This window comes from Flammeovirga sp. AWQ4_249 (assembly GCF_056161045.1).
This window is the reverse complement of the sequence record NZ_JBSWYJ010000003.1, coordinates 269,336-290,317: the sequence shown is the minus strand read 5'-3', so window position 1 is coordinate 290,317 and position 20,982 is coordinate 269,336. Positions and strand designations below refer to the sequence as shown.

Annotated in this window: 21 protein-coding genes; 14 read left to right on the top strand and 7 right to left on the bottom strand. The window is 32.9% G+C overall.

Translation table 11 applies throughout. The features are described from left to right. Positions 1–46 precede the first annotated feature (46 nt). From rimO to ACXAHM_RS04780, 3 genes are all read left to right on the top strand, one after another. Complete coding sequence (gene rimO, locus ACXAHM_RS04790) at positions 47–1,366, top strand: 30S ribosomal protein S12 methylthiotransferase RimO (RefSeq protein ID WP_474959269.1); 1,320 nt, start codon at positions 47–49, stop codon at positions 1,364–1,366. A 225-nt stretch (positions 1,367–1,591) separates the two neighbouring features. Next, entirely contained in the window at positions 1,592–2,458 is an 867-nt protein-coding gene (locus ACXAHM_RS04785; protein ID WP_474959268.1) for a tetratricopeptide repeat protein, read from the top strand. A gap of 408 nt (positions 2,459–2,866) precedes the next feature. Next, positions 2,867–3,295: a hypothetical protein gene (locus tag ACXAHM_RS04780; RefSeq protein WP_474959267.1), complete on the top strand. Its 429-nt coding sequence runs from the start codon at positions 2,867–2,869 to the stop codon at positions 3,293–3,295. 47 nt (positions 3,296–3,342) lie between these two features. On the opposite strand, the gene ACXAHM_RS04775 is transcribed toward ACXAHM_RS04780, so the two are convergent. From ACXAHM_RS04775 to ACXAHM_RS04760, 4 genes are read right to left on the bottom strand one after another with little or no spacing between them, the layout of a single operon-like run. Next, a complete protein-coding gene (locus tag ACXAHM_RS04775; RefSeq protein WP_474959266.1) occupies positions 3,343–4,152 on the bottom strand; it encodes a hypothetical protein in 810 nt (269 codons plus the stop codon). An 11-nt stretch (positions 4,153–4,163) separates the two neighbouring features. Next, the gene (locus tag ACXAHM_RS04770; RefSeq protein ID WP_474959265.1) at positions 4,164–5,207 is read right to left on the bottom strand and encodes a Rieske 2Fe-2S domain-containing protein; all 1,044 of its coding nucleotides are present in this window, start codon (positions 5,205–5,207) and stop codon (positions 4,164–4,166) included. 7 nt (positions 5,208–5,214) lie between these two features. Continuing rightward, positions 5,215–5,571: a hypothetical protein gene (locus ACXAHM_RS04765; protein WP_474959264.1), complete on the bottom strand. Its 357-nt coding sequence runs from the start codon at positions 5,569–5,571 to the stop codon at positions 5,215–5,217. Between the two features lie 3 nt (positions 5,572–5,574). Continuing rightward, positions 5,575–5,778 carry a hypothetical protein gene (locus ACXAHM_RS04760; protein WP_474959263.1) on the bottom strand — a complete coding sequence of 68 codons (204 nt, stop codon included), beginning with the start codon at positions 5,776–5,778 and terminating at the stop codon, positions 5,575–5,577. Between the two features lie 179 nt (positions 5,779–5,957). Between ACXAHM_RS04760 and ACXAHM_RS04755 the strand changes: the two genes are divergently transcribed. The 6 genes from ACXAHM_RS04755 to ACXAHM_RS04730 all read left to right on the top strand — a co-directional run bounded on the left by ACXAHM_RS04755 (position 5,958) and on the right by ACXAHM_RS04730 (position 12,526). Continuing rightward, positions 5,958–6,731 carry an MBL fold metallo-hydrolase gene (locus tag ACXAHM_RS04755; RefSeq protein ID WP_474959262.1) on the top strand — a complete coding sequence of 258 codons (774 nt, stop codon included), beginning with the start codon at positions 5,958–5,960 and terminating at the stop codon, positions 6,729–6,731. Next, positions 6,728–7,591, top strand: coding sequence for a DUF1295 domain-containing protein (locus ACXAHM_RS04750; RefSeq protein WP_474959261.1), 864 nt, complete (start codon positions 6,728–6,730; stop codon positions 7,589–7,591). The genes ACXAHM_RS04755 and ACXAHM_RS04750 overlap by 4 nt, the downstream gene beginning before the upstream one ends. Positions 7,592–7,694: 103 nt before the next feature. Continuing rightward, the gene (locus ACXAHM_RS04745) at positions 7,695–8,567 is read left to right on the top strand and encodes a DUF302 domain-containing protein (protein WP_474959260.1); all 873 of its coding nucleotides are present in this window, start codon (positions 7,695–7,697) and stop codon (positions 8,565–8,567) included. A gap of 64 nt (positions 8,568–8,631) precedes the next feature. Continuing rightward, positions 8,632–10,083 carry a hypothetical protein gene (locus tag ACXAHM_RS04740; protein ID WP_474959259.1) on the top strand — a complete coding sequence of 484 codons (1,452 nt, stop codon included), beginning with the start codon at positions 8,632–8,634 and terminating at the stop codon, positions 10,081–10,083. Beyond that, a complete protein-coding gene (locus ACXAHM_RS04735) occupies positions 10,080–11,243 on the top strand; it encodes a BamA/TamA family outer membrane protein (protein ID WP_474959258.1) in 1,164 nt (387 codons plus the stop codon). Before ACXAHM_RS04740 ends, ACXAHM_RS04735 begins: the two co-directional genes overlap by 4 nt. 170 nt (positions 11,244–11,413) lie before the next feature. After that, positions 11,414–12,526: a lipid A-modifier LpxR family protein gene (locus tag ACXAHM_RS04730; protein ID WP_474959257.1), complete on the top strand. Its 1,113-nt coding sequence runs from the start codon at positions 11,414–11,416 to the stop codon at positions 12,524–12,526. On the opposite strand, the gene ACXAHM_RS04725 is transcribed toward ACXAHM_RS04730, so the two are convergent. The 3 genes from ACXAHM_RS04725 to ACXAHM_RS04715 form a co-directional block, all read right to left on the bottom strand. Continuing rightward, positions 12,510–13,778 (bottom strand): MFS transporter, encoded by a 1,269-nt coding sequence (locus ACXAHM_RS04725; RefSeq protein WP_474959256.1) that lies wholly within the window; start codon positions 13,776–13,778, stop codon positions 12,510–12,512. The two genes, ACXAHM_RS04730 and ACXAHM_RS04725, sit on opposite strands and share 17 nt — an antisense overlap. 134 nt (positions 13,779–13,912) lie before the next feature. Then, positions 13,913–14,869: an HlyD family secretion protein gene (locus tag ACXAHM_RS04720; protein ID WP_474959255.1), complete on the bottom strand. Its 957-nt coding sequence runs from the start codon at positions 14,867–14,869 to the stop codon at positions 13,913–13,915. Between the two features lie 3 nt (positions 14,870–14,872). Next, on the bottom strand, positions 14,873–15,175 hold the full coding sequence (locus tag ACXAHM_RS04715) for a DUF3302 domain-containing protein (protein WP_474959254.1): 303 nt from the start codon (positions 15,173–15,175) through the stop codon (positions 14,873–14,875). A gap of 426 nt (positions 15,176–15,601) precedes the next feature. Between ACXAHM_RS04715 and ACXAHM_RS04710 the strand changes: the two genes are divergently transcribed. Genes ACXAHM_RS04710 through ACXAHM_RS04690 form a run of 5 tightly spaced genes read left to right on the top strand, consistent with a single transcriptional unit; the run spans position 15,602 to position 20,971 of the window. Further along, entirely contained in the window at positions 15,602–17,200 is a 1,599-nt protein-coding gene (locus tag ACXAHM_RS04710) for an arylsulfatase (RefSeq protein ID WP_474959253.1), read from the top strand. Between the two features lie 46 nt (positions 17,201–17,246). Further along, positions 17,247–17,696 carry a hypothetical protein gene (locus ACXAHM_RS04705; protein ID WP_474959252.1) on the top strand — a complete coding sequence of 150 codons (450 nt, stop codon included), beginning with the start codon at positions 17,247–17,249 and terminating at the stop codon, positions 17,694–17,696. 31 nt (positions 17,697–17,727) lie between these two features. Beyond that, entirely contained in the window at positions 17,728–19,413 is a 1,686-nt protein-coding gene (locus tag ACXAHM_RS04700; RefSeq protein WP_474959251.1) for an arylsulfatase, read from the top strand. 60 nt (positions 19,414–19,473) lie between these two features. Beyond that, complete coding sequence (locus ACXAHM_RS04695) at positions 19,474–20,007, top strand: hypothetical protein (protein ID WP_474959250.1); 534 nt, start codon at positions 19,474–19,476, stop codon at positions 20,005–20,007. A gap of 1 nt (position 20,008) precedes the next feature. Continuing rightward, positions 20,009–20,971: an AAA family ATPase gene (locus ACXAHM_RS04690; protein ID WP_474959249.1), complete on the top strand. Its 963-nt coding sequence runs from the start codon at positions 20,009–20,011 to the stop codon at positions 20,969–20,971. Positions 20,972–20,982 lie beyond the last annotated feature (11 nt).

Below are 20,982 nucleotides of genomic sequence, written 5' to 3'. Positions count from 1 at the left end.
TTGAAATTGGTATTACTTGTTCATAGAATTTAAATAAAGTAATCTCTTGAAAACTAAGACGCTTAAAGAAAATAAAGTCAATATCGTTACACTTGGATGTTCTAAAAATATTGTAGACTCTGAGGTAATTATGACTCAATTGAAAGGAAATGGCATCGATGTAGTACACGAAGCTGAAGATGATAAATTCAATATCGTATTAATCAATACGTGTGGTTTTATCGGACATGCCAAAACTGAATCGGTAGAAACGATCCTTCGTTATGCTGAAGCAAAGAAAGAAGGGTTAGTGGATAAAGTTTACGTATCGGGATGTTTATCTGAAAGATACAAGGAAGATTTAGTCACTGAAATTCCTGAAGTTGATGCGTTCTTCGGTACAAGAGAGGTACCTAACCTTTTGAGAGCTTTAAATGCGGATTATAAAAAGGAGTTATTAGGCGAACGTCTTTTAACTACTGATAAGCATTTTGGCTATCTTAAAATTGCGGAAGGGTGTGATCGTCCATGTTCGTTTTGTGCAATTCCTTTGATGAGAGGTAAGCACGTATCAGTTCCGATTGAAGAATTGGTGAAACAAGCGGAGGATATGGTTTCTAAAGGTGTAAAAGAACTTTTATTAATTGCTCAAGATCTTACTTATTATGGATTAGATATCTATAAGAAGAGAAGATTAGCAGATTTAATGAGAGCTTTATCTGATGTAGAAGGTATCGAGTGGATTCGTTTACATTATGCTTATCCAACAGGCTTCCCTATGGATGTATTGGATGTAATGGCAGAAAGAGATAATGTGGCGAATTACTTGGATATTCCTTTACAACATGGTTCTACAGCTATGTTGAAAAGAATGCGTCGAGGTACTTCTCGTGAAAAACAAGAAGAGTTAATCAATAAAATTCGTGAACGTGTTCCTGGTATCGCTATTCGTACTACATTAATCACAGGTCACCCAGGTGAGACAGAAGAAGAGTACAATGAAATGTACGATTTTGTAGAAAGAATGCAATTCGAGAGAGTAGGAGTATTTACTTATTCTCATGAAGAAGATACACATGCTGGAGACGATATGGAAGATGATGTTCCTGAAGAAGTAAAACAGCAGAGAGCAGATGAAATCATGCAATTGCAGGAGGAAATTTCAGATGCATTGAATCAAGAGAAAGTAGGAAAAGTATATAAAGTACTTTTTGATAAAATCGAAGGTGGATATTTTGTGGGTAGAACGGAGTTTGATTCACCTGAGGTGGACAATGAAGTTTTAGTTCCTGTGTCTGAAGAAAACCATGTGCGTTTAGGTGATTTTGCGAATGTGAAAATTACAAGTGCACAACCATTCGATTTATATGGAGAAATTGTAGACTAATACATAGTTTAGAAATCTCAAATTAAAGCTCATAACATACAATGTTATGGGCTTTTGTATTTTTAAGGCTTTATTTTTATTTCTAAAAAACTTGAATTTTAGAGGAGAATGAATTAGAATAGTCTATAGATTGAGAAAGACGTGAAAAATCGCTTATTAGTGTCATTTTTTACGTCTTTCATTGTCATAAAGTATTTGTATAAGATTTTTTAACATAAGAAATATATGAAGGCGATTTTAGGCTTGTTAATCGTATTAAGTATATTTTCAGATAATAATGGCATAACTAGTATTGCGACTGCCAATAAGCATAAATCTGCTGCTGAAGATGCTTTTAAAGCGAAAGACTATAAAACAGCGATAGGGGAATATTCTATCTTGTTGGATTCTCTTGGGGTTCAAGATGATGCAGCAATGCTAGATTTAGCACATTCCTATTTTTTATCAGAGGATGCCGAAAATGCAACGAAACGATATGCTAGTATTCAGAATTCAGGAAATAAGAAAATTGCTTCTATTGCCAATCAGCAATTGGGAATAATCAAAGCACAAGAGAAAAAAATTGAGGAAGCTTTAAAATTTATGAAAGCTGCCATCAAGCATGATCCTGAAAATATGGCTGCTCGTTATGACTATGAAATGTTATTGAAGCAAAAGAAAGAGCAAGACAAGCAAGATCAACAAAATCAAGATCAGAACCAAGACAAGGAAAATAAGGAAGATCAAAAAGATAAAGACGAAAATAAAGACGAGAATAAGGAGGATCAAGAAAATAAAGATAAAAACGATCAGGGCGATAACGGAGATAAAGACGAAAATAAAGATAATCAAGACGAGCAAAAGTCCGAAGAAGGAAATCCTGATCAACAAGATAAACAAGACGGTGAGCAAGGTGAAGAAACTGAGCAAGAACGTGAAGAAAGAGAGAAAGCTGAAGAACAAGAGCAGTTTAATCAAAGAATGCAGGATATAAAAATGCCAGCAAATCAAGCTCAAATGATTCTAGATGCCTTAAAAAATAAAGAAGTTCAATACTTCCAACAACAAAAGAAAAAGTCTAAAAATAGGGATAGAAATAAGCCAGATTGGTAGAAATCAATTCTTTATCAAGAAGAAAGCACGATTATTTTTTATGAATAATCGTGCTTTTTTTATCCCCTATAGTGGGTATTTTTTAGCGTGTACACATTGTTTTGTTTTGAATTATTTTAATATCAAATATTTCAATTTGAATTTAGTAACGGTTAGTATGTGTTTCATTAAAGAAGTATATCCTATTTTGATGCTAACCATTAGAATTGAAAAATTCTGTTTGTTTTTGAAGAATGCTGTGAGTTATTGTTGTGAAAATGCTATTACTTAATATGTTGATATTAAGCACTTATTACCTGTTGATACTACTTATTTCATACTCAAACTTCTCCATTTTTTAAGGAATTCAGATGTTATTAATAATTTAAGGCTCTTTTCAATTCAGCCTTTTCTAATTAAAGTTTAAACATGAAAAATTTACTGAAATTATCTTTACTCTTTTTATTTCCTTTACTCTTAACTGGTTGTTTTGATACAGATGAGGACGTAAGTCCAAGTGTTCCTACAGTAGATTATATTTTGAAAATTAAAGCAGATGTAAATTTTGCAAATGCTTTGTATGATTGTATGTTAAATGCTTCAGACTTTGAATATAAAGTGAAATATAGTCTTATTTCAAATACGAGTGATCAACAATATAATGCTGAATGGACAAGACAATGGGATTACCAAATAGACCATGAACTAACAGCAAAGAATGTAAAAGTAGGTAGTTATACCAGCAAATTAGAAATCTCTTTTGATGGAAAAACAACAACAATTAATGGTGGTTCTTTTGAAATTACAGAGGGAACTTCAAATAGAGAATTCAATTTGACAACTTTTAATTGTCCTTAAATAAAAAGTAATAATATCCCTTTCAATAACTTTTAATGAAAGGGATATTATTTTGATGTACATAATACATTATCAACTGGCTTTTCTGTAATCTCTTTATAGTACGAAGGTGCATTTTCATTGATAACAATACCTTTAAAATCTGGAGATAGTTCTAAAACAGACCAGTTTTTACCTTTCTTAAATAAGCCTTCTAATATCACTGTTTTTCCGATATAAGGTGTTAAATTTTTCGTGTTGTCTTCTTTGTTTTTAAAAGTAATCACATAGTATTCTTCCTTATTCGGATTCTGTCTACTCACTAATACTGCAGGGATTCCCCCTTCAATACATCGAATAGCACATGACCTATGAATTTTACCATAGCCAGGTTTCATTGCTCCAAAATAACATTTAGGATCCACAATTTCCCCTTTAATACTGCTTTGACCAATTTCAACATAGTTATTAAAAATGTGCTTTTGACTTTGTGAATTTTCAACATTAATATCCACAACTTCTAATAGGGTTTGCCCATTATAATAGATAAGATGACCGTCTATTTTGACATTAGCACCTTCTTGAATTCCTTTTTCTGATAATACATTTTCAACTCCAAATTTCCCTTGATTGACCAACATAATATCTTTATAAACACCTTTGCTCACTTCCATTTTGAGGATAGGAAATGGTTTTTGAATAATTGTCCCTTCTAAGGTTGTATTTTGTGTCAGTTCAAAAATACCATTGGTATAATTTCGTTGATAATAACTAGAAACATAGGCTGTACTCAACAGCATTAAAGTAAATAGGAAGAGTCCTATTAGTATATGTATTTTATATTTTCTAGTAACCTTATTTATATATCCGATGTACATAGCTTATAATTTTAATAGCAAGCAGGTGGAGTAGGAGTTCCTTTTGGTAATGGATTGGGATTAACGAACACATTACCTTGAAATATCATTACTTTATAGGTGTGAATTTTCTCTGTAAAAGGTGGTGGTGATTGTCCATTTTCAGGAAGATATTGATAGCCATGCCAAGGGCAAGTAATGCATCCATCTACAATTTTTCCTTCTCCTAATGGCCCGTTTTGATGCTCACAAACATTGGAGACTGCTGATATTTTTTTATCATATTTAAATAAGGCCACTTTTTCTGAACCAAACTGAATGACTTTTGCACAATCGTTAGAGATCTCTGAAACTTTACAAGCAAATTGAAAACCCTCATCATTAATTTTGCCTAGTGTCTTTGTTGATTTTTTATCTCTATACAACTCAATTAAACCAGTGATAATGTGAAGTCCAATCACAGTAGATGAACTCCCAATAACATAGCCAAGAAGGAAAATGTTGTGTTGTTGTTGATAGGCACCAAGCAATACATGCAAAAGAATCAGAAAGTATGCAAAGTAGACCATCATATGTAATGTTTTCCATACTACAGGTCCTAAATTAGCATTCCAAAAATCATGACTTGTAAATGCCATTGTAGCAAAAATCAATAAGGCAAAAAATCCCAATACCATAAATGGAAAATCTCCTAAGGATAGATACTCTTGATTACTTAAGAAAAGTGAGTCTAAGATATTTAAATTACCAAAGCCATGAAATTGAATCAAGGAAAATACTCCATGAATACAACCAATAAAAAACATCGTCACACCAAGATGACGACGATTATATAATAAGGGCATAAAATACTTACTGATACGTGTTAAAGGCCCAATAAATAAAATTACTTGTAAAAGGGTAAGTGCAAGTGTTCCTGTTGTACGAATTATTAATGTCTCAACGGTAATAGTTGGATGTACTTTGAGAGAAACCGTTACGAAAATTGAAATGTATGCCAAAATTAAACCACCCATCCAGAGGTCATATTTCTTTTTTTGCGAATTCCATAAAACGGGTTGATATTGATGAGACATTTATGGTTTAGAGTTGAGATTCAAAAAGGATTTCTTTATTTATTGCATCAATCACTTTTATGGATTGACTTCCTCTAGGAATAGAAAAGTTATAATGTGCCCTTTGCGTGACATCACCTAAATAATACTCTTTATTTCCATCATGAATATATAAAAGAGCAGCGGCAGAAACAAAAGGAGTGTTCACATCGATATATAAATGATGATTTTTTACTTCAAATTGAAAGGGCATAGAAGATATTGTATCTGGTTTTAAAGCAAGATAACTGACCTTTTGTTGTTTTGACAAGAAAATAAATAAGGGAATAAGAATTAATAATATCCCCCATATTATCAGATGTTTATGTCTTAAAGATGTAGTCATAACTTATGATTTTAATACTTTTGGTAATAAATAAAGCCACAATACAATTGCTCCAGGTATAAACACAAGCTGTGTTTTTTTTGAGGTGCCTTTTAAAGAAGGGTCGAGTCTTTCTCCACCTTTGAAAAAAAAGTATATACCGAATAAAAAGCCACAACTGAAATATATTTTCATCAGCCATAAAAAAATGATGATTCCTTGTTCCATGTAAATAGTAGGTTTGGGTATTGAAAAGTAGGTTTTCCGATTAATTGATAAGCATAATTTACCTAATTTTTTTAGATTATGGAAGTTATGTTAAAAATCTTACAGTTTGTTCTTGGTAGATTAAACAAAATATTACGAAAACTGTTTAACTTACGGATACATAAATTTACTCTCTTCTAATGATCAAAATTCAACGTTTAAATATGGATAACTCATGGTATATTGGGTTAGATCATTTACATATCCTTGTTGATCCATGGCTTCATGGCAATGAGGTCGATTTTTTTTCATGGTTCAATACACAATGGCACAGAACGGCACCAATTCCTTATGAAAAAGTACCTGAATTTGATGTCATTTTAATTACACAAAAATATCCTGACCATTTTCACCCCGATACACTTTTAAAGTTAAGACCAAAAACCATCTTAGGTCCTAAAAGTATTGAAAGTAAAGTCAAAAAGATTTTACCTGATGTACGTTTTTATGCTTTTGATAAATCAATGAGAATTCATGAGATGAATGGTGTTAAATTTCATTTCTTGCCAACTACAAGGTGGATTGATCCGATTTATGATGCTTTTATCATCGATGATGGGAAAGAAGCAATTTGTCTTGCTACGCACGGTTTTTCATTGGATAAAAAACATTTGGAGCAGATTCAAAATGTCAGTGAAATGAAACTTCTGATGACTCCTTTTAATTACTATCAATTGCCAGGATTTTTAGGCGGATTAGTTTCTCCAGGTTTGAATGGAGTAAAACATTTATATGAAAGATTGCATCCGCATGTCATTGTGCCTACTCATGATGAAGACAAACATGCAAAAGGAATAGTGACAAAATTAGCCAAAGTGATTCGTTCGATGTCTACAGAAGATCTAAGAAAATTGGATTGGCTGAAACACACTTATCAACCAATGGATCATTATGAAATTAAAGAATTATCATGAATAGTAAACAAAAAGCTCTTGTAGAAATAACAATTATGTACTTGATAATTGGTGCTAGTGGTTTTTTCTCCTATCAATATATTAATGAAGATAATCTAACGTTACGAATGTTTTATGCTGATTTAGTAATGACAGTCGTGACATTTATATTTTCATTATTAAGAAAAAATAGTAGCGTATACGATGCTTATTGGAGTGTGATACCTTTCTATTTCATATTACAATATTTTTATCTTTTTGATGGATCTTCTTGGTCTATTGCACAATGGATTTGTGCATTTGTGGTCTCTTTTTGGTCTTGGAGGTTGACATTAAGTTGGGCAAGAGGCTGGCCGGGTTGGCACCATGAAGATTTTAGATATGCTAATTTCAGAAAAAAGTTCAAAGCCTTTTTCCAACCTATTAATTTTCTTGCTATTCATTTGTATCCAACATGTATCGTTTTCGTAAGCATGTGGGGATTAGAGTCGGTTTATCAAGGAGGAACATTGGAATATAAATGGTTATTTGGACTAGGAGCATTGACAGCATTTATTGGGACAATTTTTGAGTATTTAGCCGATAATGAATTAGATAAATTTAGACAGAGAACTCCAAAGCTAAAATCCGATATTTTGAGAACAGGAATCTGGGCCAAATCTAGAAACCCCAATTATTTAGGTGAGATGATGTTTTGGTTTGGTGTAGCCATGATGGGAGTTGCTTATCAAGCACCTTGGTATACAACTTTAGGTTCTATTGGAATGTGGATGATGTTTATGTTTGCTTCTATTCCATTAAAAGACGAACAGATGATGAAGAATAGGCCAGAAGCCTTCAAGAAATATAAAAAAGAGGTATCAAGGGTATTACCATTCTAAAAAACAATTTTTAAATGGTATTATTCTGATAATAAGGGATTTGTAATCAAACTAATAGTTAACTTGATTATGGATCCTTTTTTTATTTATGAAACCAATTACAATGAAAACCCCATTACTTATTCTTTGTGCTTTTCTATTTTTGATGTCATGCGGAGGGACAGAAGTAACCGAATTTACAACCCAAGAATTACATAAAATTGTCGAACAAAATGCTAGTGCATTAAATGAAGATATAAAAAGGTATACTTTTGAGACAAGTATTAATCATTCCAAGTTAGCAGCAGAACAAGGTGAATATACTCCACCATCTCTAGTAACCATTTTTTCAGATGATAAAATTAATGCAGAGTTATTACAAAAAAATCAGTTGATCGGTGTTGATCTCCCCTTTAAAATATTGTTTTATTCAGAGCCAGATACATCTAGAGTTTACCTTGCGTATACTTCAGCTGATTTTATAAAAAGGAGACATAATTTAGCGGATGAAGATTTAAAGAAATTCCGTCAGAAAATTGATAAAATAGTAGGGAAGTTTCCTCAAGAAATGTATGCTCCAAGTCATGATAAAGATATGAATTTTGAATTTGGGATCGTAAAAATTAAATCCAATAAAGACTTTGAGAATACCATCAAAGCTTTGAAAGAAGCTGTTGGAGGAGAGGGAGATACGCAATTTTTTAGAGATATTGATTTTCAAGCAAGAGCAAAGGCAGTGGGTATTGATATTAATCCGACTTATCTCATTTTATTTGGTGCTCCCGCTCCTGGCGCAAAAGCGATGTATACAACTCCTCGATTAGGATTGGATGCTTTCTGTCAGAAGTTATTGGTTTTTCAAGATAAAAATGGAGAAGTCTTTATTGCATTTAACGATATTGAAGATTTGTCTGAATTGTATTACAAAAAATGGACTGTACCTCAAATGGTCATCAATTACAGATTGAGTTCTACTTTAGGTGGAGCTGTAGAATAATTCTCAAGATACTTATACTCAATATTACTAGCTTTTGAAACCGATTACTTACTATATAGCCCTAATGGCATTTCTCCTTTTTTCTTTAGATGTTGAAGCACAGACGAATAGATATTGGAGTAATAGTTTTAATACCGATGCAAGCTTACTATCTGGAGCAGTAGTGGGTGGTGGTAGTGGTATCACTGCTTTGTACTATAACCCTGCTCAAATTGCCGATATTACTTATAAGAAATTTGCCATTACAGCCAATATATTTAGTTTTTATAATACTAATTTTAAAAATTCATTAGTAGATGGAAAAACCACTTCTGATTTAAAGTTTCGTGTTCAGCCTCGTTTTGTAGCATTCTTATTACGTCCTGAAAAATGGAATAAGACAAGTATTGAATTTGCCTCTTTTACAAGAGATACTTATTACTTAGAACAACGTGAACATTACAAATTAGAAACTGATGTTATTTCTTCATATCCAGGTAATGAAACTTACTTAGCTGATTTTTATTACCGAAATGATTACAATGATTATTGGTTTGGAGGTGGAATTGCCCACGAAATATCTAGTAAATGGAAGTTGGGTATTAGTGGGTTTTATTCTTATTCTTCCTTGAAGTACGACTATACTGTTTCTACAAAAGCAATCAATAAAGATAATCCCGATCAAGAGATTGTAACCTATATTTATGACCAATATATCAATGCTTTCAGTAACCGCTTAATTTTTAAAATAGGTACAACGTATTCAACGAAAGGTTGGCAATTTGGATTAGCAATTACTTCTCCTTCTCTTCATGTCAATGGTTCTTCAGAATCAAGTAGAGATTTATCTACGGCGAATCTTCACGATGAGAATGGCAATGATGTCACGGATATGTTAATAAATGACTATCAGGAAAAAATACCCACCAATTTTCGTTTTCCATTTAGCCTTGCACTAGGCGTGAGAAGATTATTCAAGAAAAATGCGGTTTATATGTCTTTACAGTATTTTTCTAATCTTCAAGAATTCAATACCATAAATAATCCTTCTCCAACCGCATTTTTATCGGGAGATCAATTAAATACAAGTGCAAAAGATTGGTTAAGTATTACAAGGTCATCAGAGGAAGTAACCAACTTTGCGATAGGATGGAGAGGTACTATGAAAGAAAAGTTGGAATTGATGGGTGGTTTTAGAACGGATTTCACCTATCATGAATATGATGGCGTTAAAGATTATGATAGCCCTACGACCTTGGTCGCTCCATCAATTAATCAATATCATATTACTGGAGGAGTACAATTTGAACTATTACACTCTGATATCATTTTAGGACTCCAATATTCTTTTTCATCTAATAGGAACTTAGAGCAATTGGCTAACTTTAGTGACCCAGTGGAATATGTTGGAGAAGATCAAATATTCTTGCAAGGATATAGAAAAAATAACATGCAGATTAGAGAGAATACCATGAGTATTTTCTTAGGATTTACTTATAATATTAATGAGCAGAATAAGGCGAATAAAAAGAAATGATGAATAGTTACAACAGATTTATCATTGGTCTATGTCTTATTTTACAATTACCTACTTATACCTCTTATGGCCAATCAAAAATTAAAAAATATGCTGAAAAGAGACAAAAATTAAAAAAAGAAGCTATAGAAAATAACAAACCCTGGTTTTCTCCTTTAGTGGGTCCTGGATATACAGTAGATACTGGTTTTTTAGTTGCAGGAGGATTTCTCTATTCTTTTAAAGGAAGCAAAACAGATTCTATTTCTCAACGCTCTTCTTTACCAGGAACTATTTATTATAGCTCAAAAGGAGATGTTGGAATAAAAGCAAATCTTACTTCTTTTTGGAAAGAAGATCATCTTAGGATTGGAGCCAATTTTATTTACAATACGAAAGACAATAATTACTTTGGTAAAGGGGTGGATGAGATCGATAATACCTATGAATCAGACACCACTACATTATACCATGAGGCCATAATTGGTCTGTACTCTCAATATGGAATTAAGCTATTAAAGAATATCTACTTGGGGCCAACTTGGGATATTAGTTATACAAAGAATACGAATATCAATCCTGTCATGTTGGATGATCCTTATTATCAAGAATTTGGGAATCAATATTTTTTGAATGGATTAGGAATTAGGGGAGTATATGATTCAAGAGATATACCTGTCAATGCTTGGAAAGGCTATTATTTACTGGTAGAATATCAAAACTATTTTCAAGGTATAGGGAGTGATTTTAATTTTGAGAAAATAACAATAGATACTAGATATTATAAGACTTTCATTAGAGAAGGGAATGTAATCGCGGCAAGACTAAATTTGATCTCCACAAAGGGGGCTGTGCCCTATACAGAGCTTGTAGATTTTGCAGGATCAAATGATATTCGTGGATATGTAAAAGGAAAATACAGAGATAATGCAGGTGTCATTTCAGTCTTAGAATGGCGATATACATTTATGAGACATAAGCAAAAATTATCAAAATCTGGTGTAGTAGCATGGGCGGGAGCAGGAAGTATTGGACCTGAAGTTATTGATTTGAGTGAATGGTATCCCAATTTTGGAATAGGTTATCGATATGCTTTACAACCAAGAATGAATGTAAGAATTGATTTTGGATGGGGGACAGATACCTATGGATTATATTTTAATTTTAATGAAGCATTTTAACTATTCTAACTTAATATAGGCTAATAATTTGAAATTTTTGATAGAATAAAATAATTACCCTAAGTCCTTTTTATATTAAGTATTGACCTATATAATTCAATTGAAAATTAATGAAATAAGGCACTAAAGTTTTTTATTTCATTATCCTAAATAATAAATCCATCATTAGTATGGGCCCTATAAGGAAACTATTCTTTTTATTTACATATACTTTAAGTCTAACGATTTGCTTTGCTCAAGACAATGAACAAGAAGAGGAAAAACCTTTTTATGTTGACATGACCATTGACGAAGACTTATTTTTATTAAAATCTACAGATCAATTTTATTCTTTTGGTACTAAAATCCTTTTGGGGTGGGAAGATCTTGATAATAATATTACGAATTCAATTTTACCAAAACTAAACGATTCTCATCAACTTTTTGAATTTGGTTTAGTTCATAAAATGTATACTCCAAAAGATATACATCAATCTGAAGTTGATTCGACAGATATTCCTTATTGTGGAGAAACCTACTTAACATTGACTCATCAATCTATCAACCCATCCAATGGAATCATTTTTATGACTTCTTTAGACGTCGGTGTTGTTGGGAAAATTTCTGGAGCACAAACCTTTCAAAATGGTTTTCATGGAATCATAGGAAATAGCTCTGTAGACGGCTGGGATAATCAGATAGGGAATGGTTTATACCTAAATTATTCAGCAGGTATCATGCGTAATTTTATTTCGCCAGTACCTTTTGTGGATGTTTATTTGGGAAGTTCTGGTACAGTGGGTACGATGGATATTTCGTTTATGGGATTTCTTTATGTTCGATTTGGTTTGTTTAATGACTATTTGATCCAAGCTGATCGACCTTATTCTACAAAAACAGATCTTTCTCCATTTTATAACTTAAAGGATAAAAGGTATGCCCGTATGAAGTACCCTAATGCGATGTGGTCTGAAGATCCTACATTAAGAGAAAAAGCAACAAAGGATTGGTTGAGAAAGAATTTCAGGCCAACTCAAGTTTATTTTAAATTACTTTCAGGAGGAATATTAAATCTTTATGATGGTGAAATGCAAGGTAGTTTAATTCCTTTTGAATCTTCACCTTATACTATTCCATATGATCAAATTCCCAAATGGCAACATCGTTTATCATTAGGAATTGTTCTTTCTTATCACTTTGGAACCATTGAATATACATGGGATAGAATTACCTATCAACCGGATAATGTTTTTCCTCCATATTACCCAAAATGGGGAAGATTTAATATTAATTTGAATCTTTAGCAATCATTCCTTTTTGAGTAAAATAAATTCGACCTGTTGTATAAATAAGGAATAAACTAACACCAATAATCATTAAGGCACTTCCAATACTTAGGTAATCACATAAGAAGCCAAATACAAAGGAAAGTATTGCTGTAAACACTGTACTTACAAATGAATCTACGGATAAAACAGTGGTCAGCATTTCCGAAGGGCAATCATCCGACATATAACCTGTAAGAATTGGTTTTCTTAGGCTATCAGTTACATATACAGCGGTAAAAACAATGATCGCAATTAAAGTAAGATTGAATTCATAAAGTACACCTGCAGTAATCCCAAGTAAAAGACCAATACTTAATGTTTTTACAATGAATTTTTCAGGGTCAGGAATCTGTTTCTTGACTTTTTTAGACATAGAAGCTGCACGTGAGGTCATCATATATATACAGAAATACAATACACCTACTACAATTCCCACACGTTCATTTTTGTCATGAAGAAAGTCCAAGAATGCAAGACTCATCGCAAAAGCAGCCATCATCGGCTGAATAAAGTCTTTAGAGGCTCCTAGAAATGAGGATAAAGTTGTTGAATTACTGATTATTTTAATCAAATGTGGTTTTTTAAGTACAACCCATAACTCAGATAAAAACTTAGTTTCCTTCTTTTTCTTCTTTTTTACATCTTTTGCATCTAAGTAACTTGGATAGGTTATTAAGTTAAAAAAGTTGATGATATAAGGAATCACAGAGTAAAGGAATATACTTTTAAATTCTCCACTATAAAGTACTAATCCACCTGCGATTAATGAGGAAATTCCACTGCCAAATTGTGCCCAAGCGCGTGTGTTGGCAAAGTAATCAGTTTTAAGATTCATCCATCCTTGATTTTCTAAATAGCTAACAATGAGCGCTTTGTGTGTACCACTACGTAGTGTTTCTCCAAGTCCAAACATTGAAAAAGCAATAGCTAGTAGAAAGAAATTTGTGGAATAGTAAATTGTAATAAAAGAGATTATGTAGGCTAAAAATGCACTTGCTAGAGATAATTTTCTGCCCATATAGTCCGCTACAATACCAGTAGGGATTTCTAAAAAGAAAGCGACCAATTTACGTATAGCATATAAAGTTCCTATTTGTGTATAGCTTACCCCAATTTCTGAAAGATAAATGATCATAAAAGGATCAAAGAATCTCAGATTTTTCAGAAATCCATACATACTAAATCGCCAGTACATACTATTTTTTTGAATGGTTGTTGGGGCTGTCATGGTTTGTAGGATTAATTATTAAATAGGCTAAAAATGTAGTAATAATACAATTTTAAGGATAAATAGATGCTTATGATAAGAAAAGTATAAAGTTTACACAAAGTTAACTTTGAGAATGTATATCCAAATTAATATCATTCTTCACCCACGATATAATTCATCCACCCTTTCATTCTTAAAAGTACTTTCCGGACTAGTTTCATAGGTTCAATATATTGTGTATAAATCGCAATTTGGGCTTTACTTCCTCCAGGTAAATAATACTCTTTCATATCATCATCAATTTCAATCAGTATCGGAACAGCACCTTGAAAATGATCTCTAGTATCAAAATTATGTAATTTACCTATCACCTGAAGTTCACCTTCTGCAATAGCATTGGGCAACTCTTTTACTTTTCCTTTCACTACTTTTCCTGGGATTGCATCAAATATGATTTCAGATTCATCTCCAAGTGCAATTCTTTGCATGGGATTTTGTGGAAAGGCACCAATCAAATACATTTTTTCATCTTCCATAAAATTCATTACTGGTCTTAATGGAAATTGTACTGCTCTCATCCCTCTTCTTAATCTATTTTGAAGAACAATCCCATCTGCTGGAGCTCGAACAAAACAAGAAATATATTCATGTCTTGTTTCTATGAGTTGAGCTTTTATTTGTTCTACATTTTCTTCTGCTGTTTCCACATCAAACCTTCTTCCTGCTCTTGATTCAAGAAGAGCTTGATATTCATCCAATCTTTTTTCAGCAAGTTTTAATTTTGTTTCTAATACCTTTATTCGACTATAATATTTTGTATGATCGAGAATAAATAATGTATCTCCTTTAGCAACTCTTTGATGGGTGCCTTTTACTTTTACTTCAATGACTTCTCCAGAAACATCAGGAATAATCGGAGTTGTAACAAAGTATACTCTAGCATTAGAAGTAAATGGGTGATTGTAATTCATCAAAACAATAATGAAAAAGATGATAAAGAAACCTATCAACCCTGTAGTCGTTAATGTCCATTTATTGACAGGAACTTTAAAGACTTTAAAGACTGTCCAAGCCAAACCTATATAGGTTAACATAATTAGTGTTTCCATACCTTATTGATTATTAATTTTGGACTTCAATTCTTTTACTTCATTTTTTAGTAAATCAATTTCCTCTTCCAAGTTTTTTCGATTTTTCTCATTAGGATAATAATAGGCCCAAATCCAAAGGAATGGCCAGATAGAGTGCATTAAAAATAAGCTTACCCAACCTGCTGCTTGTAAAGCATCTTGGTGAGGGTGGTTTCTCTTTTTAGCAATTTCATAAGGAATATCATGTATATAAATAACTACATAAACGAGGAAAATAAAGAGAAAGAAAAGTATAAATAGCGCGATAATATTTAATAGATCCATTTGAAATCAAATAGTTAGACTGACCTGAATAACAGTCCATTTTTTTAATAATTTTTTGAAACCCTATACTGCATATTACGATGGTCATTAAAGTGAAATTCTTTAATTTTTGATCATAAAATTATTGAGTTCAACAGCTAGTATTTTGTGAGATTCAACAATTTAACTTAAAATATATCTTTTATAAATAAGAATAAATATTTCAAAAACAGATTCTTGAAATAGTTCATAATCATGATGTTATAAAACATTTTCTGATTGAAGGTGGAGTGTTTGTAATGTTATGAGTATAAATTGTATGTATAAAACTTTTTATTGTTTCCTATTTAGAATAATGAACTCACTTATCACTTTCTAACCGTCTGGTAACTATATTCATTACAAACGTCTAAGTTTAGATATCAAACTATTTCCTTTTATAAAAAAATGAAAAGTATAATTATTGTATTCCTCTCACTTTTAATGTGTGCTAATGTACATGCTCAAAAGAAAAAAAAGAAAGGTACAGAAAAGCCTAATATTCTAGTGATGTGGGGTGATGATATTGGTTTATGGAATGTCAGTGCTTACTCTTATGGTCAAATGGGATATACAACTCCAGGTATTGATCGTATTGCTGATGAAGGTGTTCTTTTTACTGATTATTATGGAGAACAGTCTTGTACAGCTGGTAGATCTTCCTTCATTACAGGACAATCCGGTTTAAGAACAGGTATGACGAAAGTCGGAATGCCAGGTTTTCCTCAAGGACAAGCAGATGATGATTTGACAATTGCTGAAGCATTGAAAAATCATGGTTATATGACAGGGCAATTTGGTAAAAATCACTTAGGAGATCAAGACCATATGTTACCTACTAAACATGGTTTTGATGAATTCTATGGCTTCCTATATCACCTTAATGCAATGGAAGAACCTGAATACCCAAACTATCCTAAAGACCCAGAATATTTAAGGAAATTTGGCCCTAGAGGTGTTTTAGATTGTACCTCAGATGGTCCTGTAAATGATACAGGTCCTTTAACAATAGAACGTATTAAAACTATTGATGATGAGCTAACAAAACGTGCGATGGTATTTATGGACAAAGCTGTTGAACAAGATAAACCATTCTTTGTTTGGTGGAACGCCGCTAAAATGCACTTTAGAACTCATATTAAAGATGCATCTAAAGGTTTGTCTGGAAGAGGATTTTATAACGATGGTATGGTAGAACATTCCAATCATATAGGTCAATTATTGGATTATTTAGAAGAGAAAGGTATCGCTGATAATACGATAGTAATTTACGGTACTGATAATGGCCCTCAAACCAACTCTTGGCCAGATGGAGCAATCTCTCCTTATCGTATGGAAAAAGAAACACAGTATGAAGGTGCTTATAGAGTACCATTTGTAATTCGTTGGACAGCTGGAGGAATATCGGGAGGTAGAAAACTTGATGGTATGGTGGCTCATTTAGATTGGTTACCTACATTCTTGGCAGCAGCAGGAGATCCTGATATTAAGGAAAAACTATTGAAAGGAGGATATAAAGCGAATGGAAAAAGCTTCAAAATTCATTTAGATGGTTATAACATGTTGCCTTATTTACAAGGTAAAGTAAAAGAATCTCCTCGAAAGTGGTTTGTTTATCATACTTCTGAAGCAGAACCTGTAGCAGTTCGTCAAGATATAGAGGGAAAAGAGCAGAAGATGTCTTTGAAATGGGTGTTTGGTGAACAAAGAGGAGTTAGTGGAGAACTTTGGCAAGAACCTTTTACTTGGCTAAGGATGCCTAAAGTTTTTGATTTGAAAATGGATCCTTTCGAACGTGCTGATTTTGATTCAAATACCTACATGGATTGGTACATTAATCAAATTCCTTACATGTATGGTGCTATGGCACATATGCAAGAGTATGTGATGACCTTCAAAGAATATCCTGCTTCTCAAAAACCAGGTTCATGGAAAATGAATGAAATTAAAAATAAAAGTTACCAAATAGGTCCTGTTGGTCCTGGAGGTACAACAAAAGAGAAATAAATCCATTTTATTTTTCTTCCTTTAGAAACAATAATATTTTATTAGAATGAAGAACATTAAAAAAGCCTATTACTTACTCTTTCTCTTAATTTTTATCAGTTTTTCAACCTTATGTAATGCCCAATGTATAAAAAACATTAATGGAAAAATGCCTTATTATAGGTTGGTTGAACCTACAAAAACATTTGTAGATGAAGTGAAGAATATCGATCCTGATGAAATTGCTTTTGTGGATGTGAAAGGAGATGTTATTGGCCTTTATACTGCACAAAATAAATCGGTAATGCAGGTGAAAATCAAATTTGATAACGAAAGTAGTGAAGCAGAAAATGATGATATTATCACTTCTTTTGATATCAAAAAATCAAAACAATTTTCAAATGCTAAAGTAATTTATCGTTTAAGAGAAGGGTGTTATGATTGTAGAGTAGAACTTTATAATAAGAAAGGAGTACTGCTCATGAAATTCTTCTCTGATGAAGTAGAAGCTTTATAAATTAAGATTAAAACCTAAAACCAATTTTTAAATGAAAAAGAAGATCCTAACTGGATTGTTTTCGCTGTCAATGCTTGCCGGTAGTGTAATGACCATGGAAGCAGAGGCAAAGGAACAAAAAAATAAAAAGCCAAATATCCTGGTGATGTGGGGTGATGATATCGGATTATATAATATCAGTTATTGGAACCGTGGTTTGATGGGGTATCAAACACCTGCAATCGATAAAATTGCAAATGATGGTATCGCATTTACTGATTACTATGGTGAACAATCTTGTACTGCTGGTAGATCATCGTTTATTACAGGTCAATGTGGTTTGAGAACAGGTATGACAAAGGTAGGTCTTCCCAAAGCTCCCGCAGGACAAAAAGCGGATGATATTACCATTGCTGAAGTACTGAAAAATCAAGGTTATGCAACAGGTCAGTTTGGTAAAAATCACTTAGGCGATAAAGATGCCGATTTACCTACTAAGCATGGTTTTGATGAGTTCTATGGTTTCTTATATCATTTGGATGCAATGCAAGAACCAGAAGATGCAGATTACGCTCAAGATCCAAACTTCTTGAAAAAATTTGGTCCAAGAGGTGTATTACATAGTACATCAGATGGTCCCGTAAAAGATACAGGTCCTTTGACGATCGAAAGGATGAGGACAATCGATGATGAAGTCAATAAAATGGCAATGCAATTTATCGATAAAGCTGTAGGTGAAGATAAGCCTTTCTTTGTTTGGTGGAACTCTTCTAGAATGCACTTTACAACACACTTGAAAAAAGAAAGTAGAGGTATTTCTAAGCAAGGTTTCTACAATGATGGTATGATGGAACATGATGGTCATATTGGTGAAATGTTAGACTTCTTAGAGAAAAAAGGGGTGTATGACAATACAATCATTATTTATGGTACAGACAATGGACCACATTATAATGCTTGGCCTGACGGTGCAATTACGCATTTCCGCGGAGAAAAAGAAACGAACTGGGAAGGTGCTTATAGAGTTCCTACTTTCATCCGTTGGGGTGACGGTGGTTTGAAAGGTGGTAAAGTAATGAACGGTCTAATTTCTCACTTAGATTGGTTACCTACTTTAGCAGCTGCAGCTGGAGAGCCAGATATTAAAGAGAAATTAATGCAAGGTGGTTACAAAGCGAATGGCAAATCATTCAAAGTACATCTTGATGGCTATAATATGCTTCCTTATTTAAAGGGAGAAACGAAGGTATCACCAAGAACAGAATTTGTTTATTTCAATGCAGATGCAGAAATCGTAGCCATTCGCTATGAGCAATCGAATTATGCAGTTGGAGAAGCTACTTGGGAGCCAGGTGGTGGTGTCGATGCTGGAGGAAGAGGTACTTCTGGAGATGTCACAACCGCATGGAAAGTAGTGTATGCAGAACAAAGAGCAAAAACAATGGAGCTTTGGGCTGAGCCATTTGTATGGTTACGTCTTCCAAAAATCTTTAACTTAAGAAGAGATCCATTTGAAAGAGCAGATCAAAATTCTAATAACTATTGGGGATGGTATCTTACACATCCATTCATTATGTATAAAGCCAATGTTCTTGTATTTGAGCATTTGGCAACATATAAGGAATATCCACCAAGTCAGCGACCGTCTAGTTTCACAGTCGGAGACGCTTCACTTGAAATTTATGAGAAGATTGGTGTAGGACCAGGTGGTTCTACAGGACCAGGAATCAATAAATAAGTCAACAATAAATACCATGTATGTTATTCTTTAGCATACATGGTTTTTCTACTATTAAACATGAAACTATTACTTATTACATGCTCACTACTCTTGAGTTCACTTTTGGTAAATGCTCAAGTCTATTTAGATAATACTGAATTTCAAACGAAAACTACAGCACAAGTCAATAAAAATGGAAGAGAAACGGCTTCAGAACCTGCTTATATAAGAGGAAATCAATTTGAAGAAGTAGATGGAATACCAGAACATTTAGAAGAATATGTTATTTCTTTTTGTGAAAATGTAAATAATCGAAATGTCAAAAAAATAGCTCCTTACATGAAAGGAGCCCAAAAGTATAAGGAAGATACAAAGGCAATGGAAGGTTATATTGATAACTTTTGGTGTGGGTATGAAGAAGGAAAAAAATACAACGGTAAACAGTGTATTCTTACCAATGAAATCAAAAATGTAGAAGTAGTTTCTCACCGTCAAATTGGAAATAGTACTTATGTCATTAAACATAAAGTAGAAACCAAAAAGAAGGTATTAATAGTAGAATTGGTCATGGAGTTATCTTCTTCTTATCCTCAATATATCGGTACCATCTAATATGTTAGAAAAGATAAAAGAACTTGAAGCAAGGATTAATGCTTCCATCATCGGTCAAGAAGAGTTGGTAGAATCACTCATCATAGGGTTAATTACTGAAGGAAATTTACTTTTAGAAGGGCTGCCGGGAATGGCAAAAACTAGAGCAGTAAATACCTTAAGTAAGGTAATGGATATTGAGATGAACCGTATTCAATTTACACCAGACTTATTACCATCAGATATAACTGGTACAGAAATTTATAATCCAGAATCCACAGATGGTAGTAGTTTCTCATTTAAAAAAGGACCCATATTTACCAATCTAGTATTAGCGGATGAGATTAACAGAGCACCAGCAAAAGTACAATCTGCTTTATTGGAAGCGATGGAAGAACATCAGGTGACTGTGGCGAGTAAAACCTATAAAATGGATCCCTTTTTTATGGTCATAGCAACTCAAAACCCAGTAGAACAGGAAGGAACTTACCCTTTACCAGAGGCCCAATTAGATCGTTTTATGATGAAAATTGTCATAAATTATTTGACTATCGAACAAGAAGAGAAAATGTTGGAATTGGTAAGAGGTGAAAGTAGTCCTTCTAAAGCTAAAGAAGCTCCAACACCTATTGATAGACAAGTAATTCTTGATCTTCGAGCTCAATTGGATACTATAAAAGTAGGTGAAGCAGTGACGAAATATATTGTAAGATTGATAGATGCTTCTCGTTTTCCTAAAAAGTATAATCCAGAATTAGAAAAATATATTGCTATAGGTGCAAGTCCAAGAGGAAGTATTTCGCTAGATAAAGCAGCAAGATGCAAAGCATTATTAAAAGGAAAAGATTTTGTGGATACGGATGATGTTAGAGAGGTAGCTCATAGAATTTTAAGGCATCGAATTGCATTGACATACCAAGCAAATGCAGACCGCAAAACAGCAGATGATATTATCGATGAATTACTAAAGTCGGTAAGCCTATAAATTGACTTTTC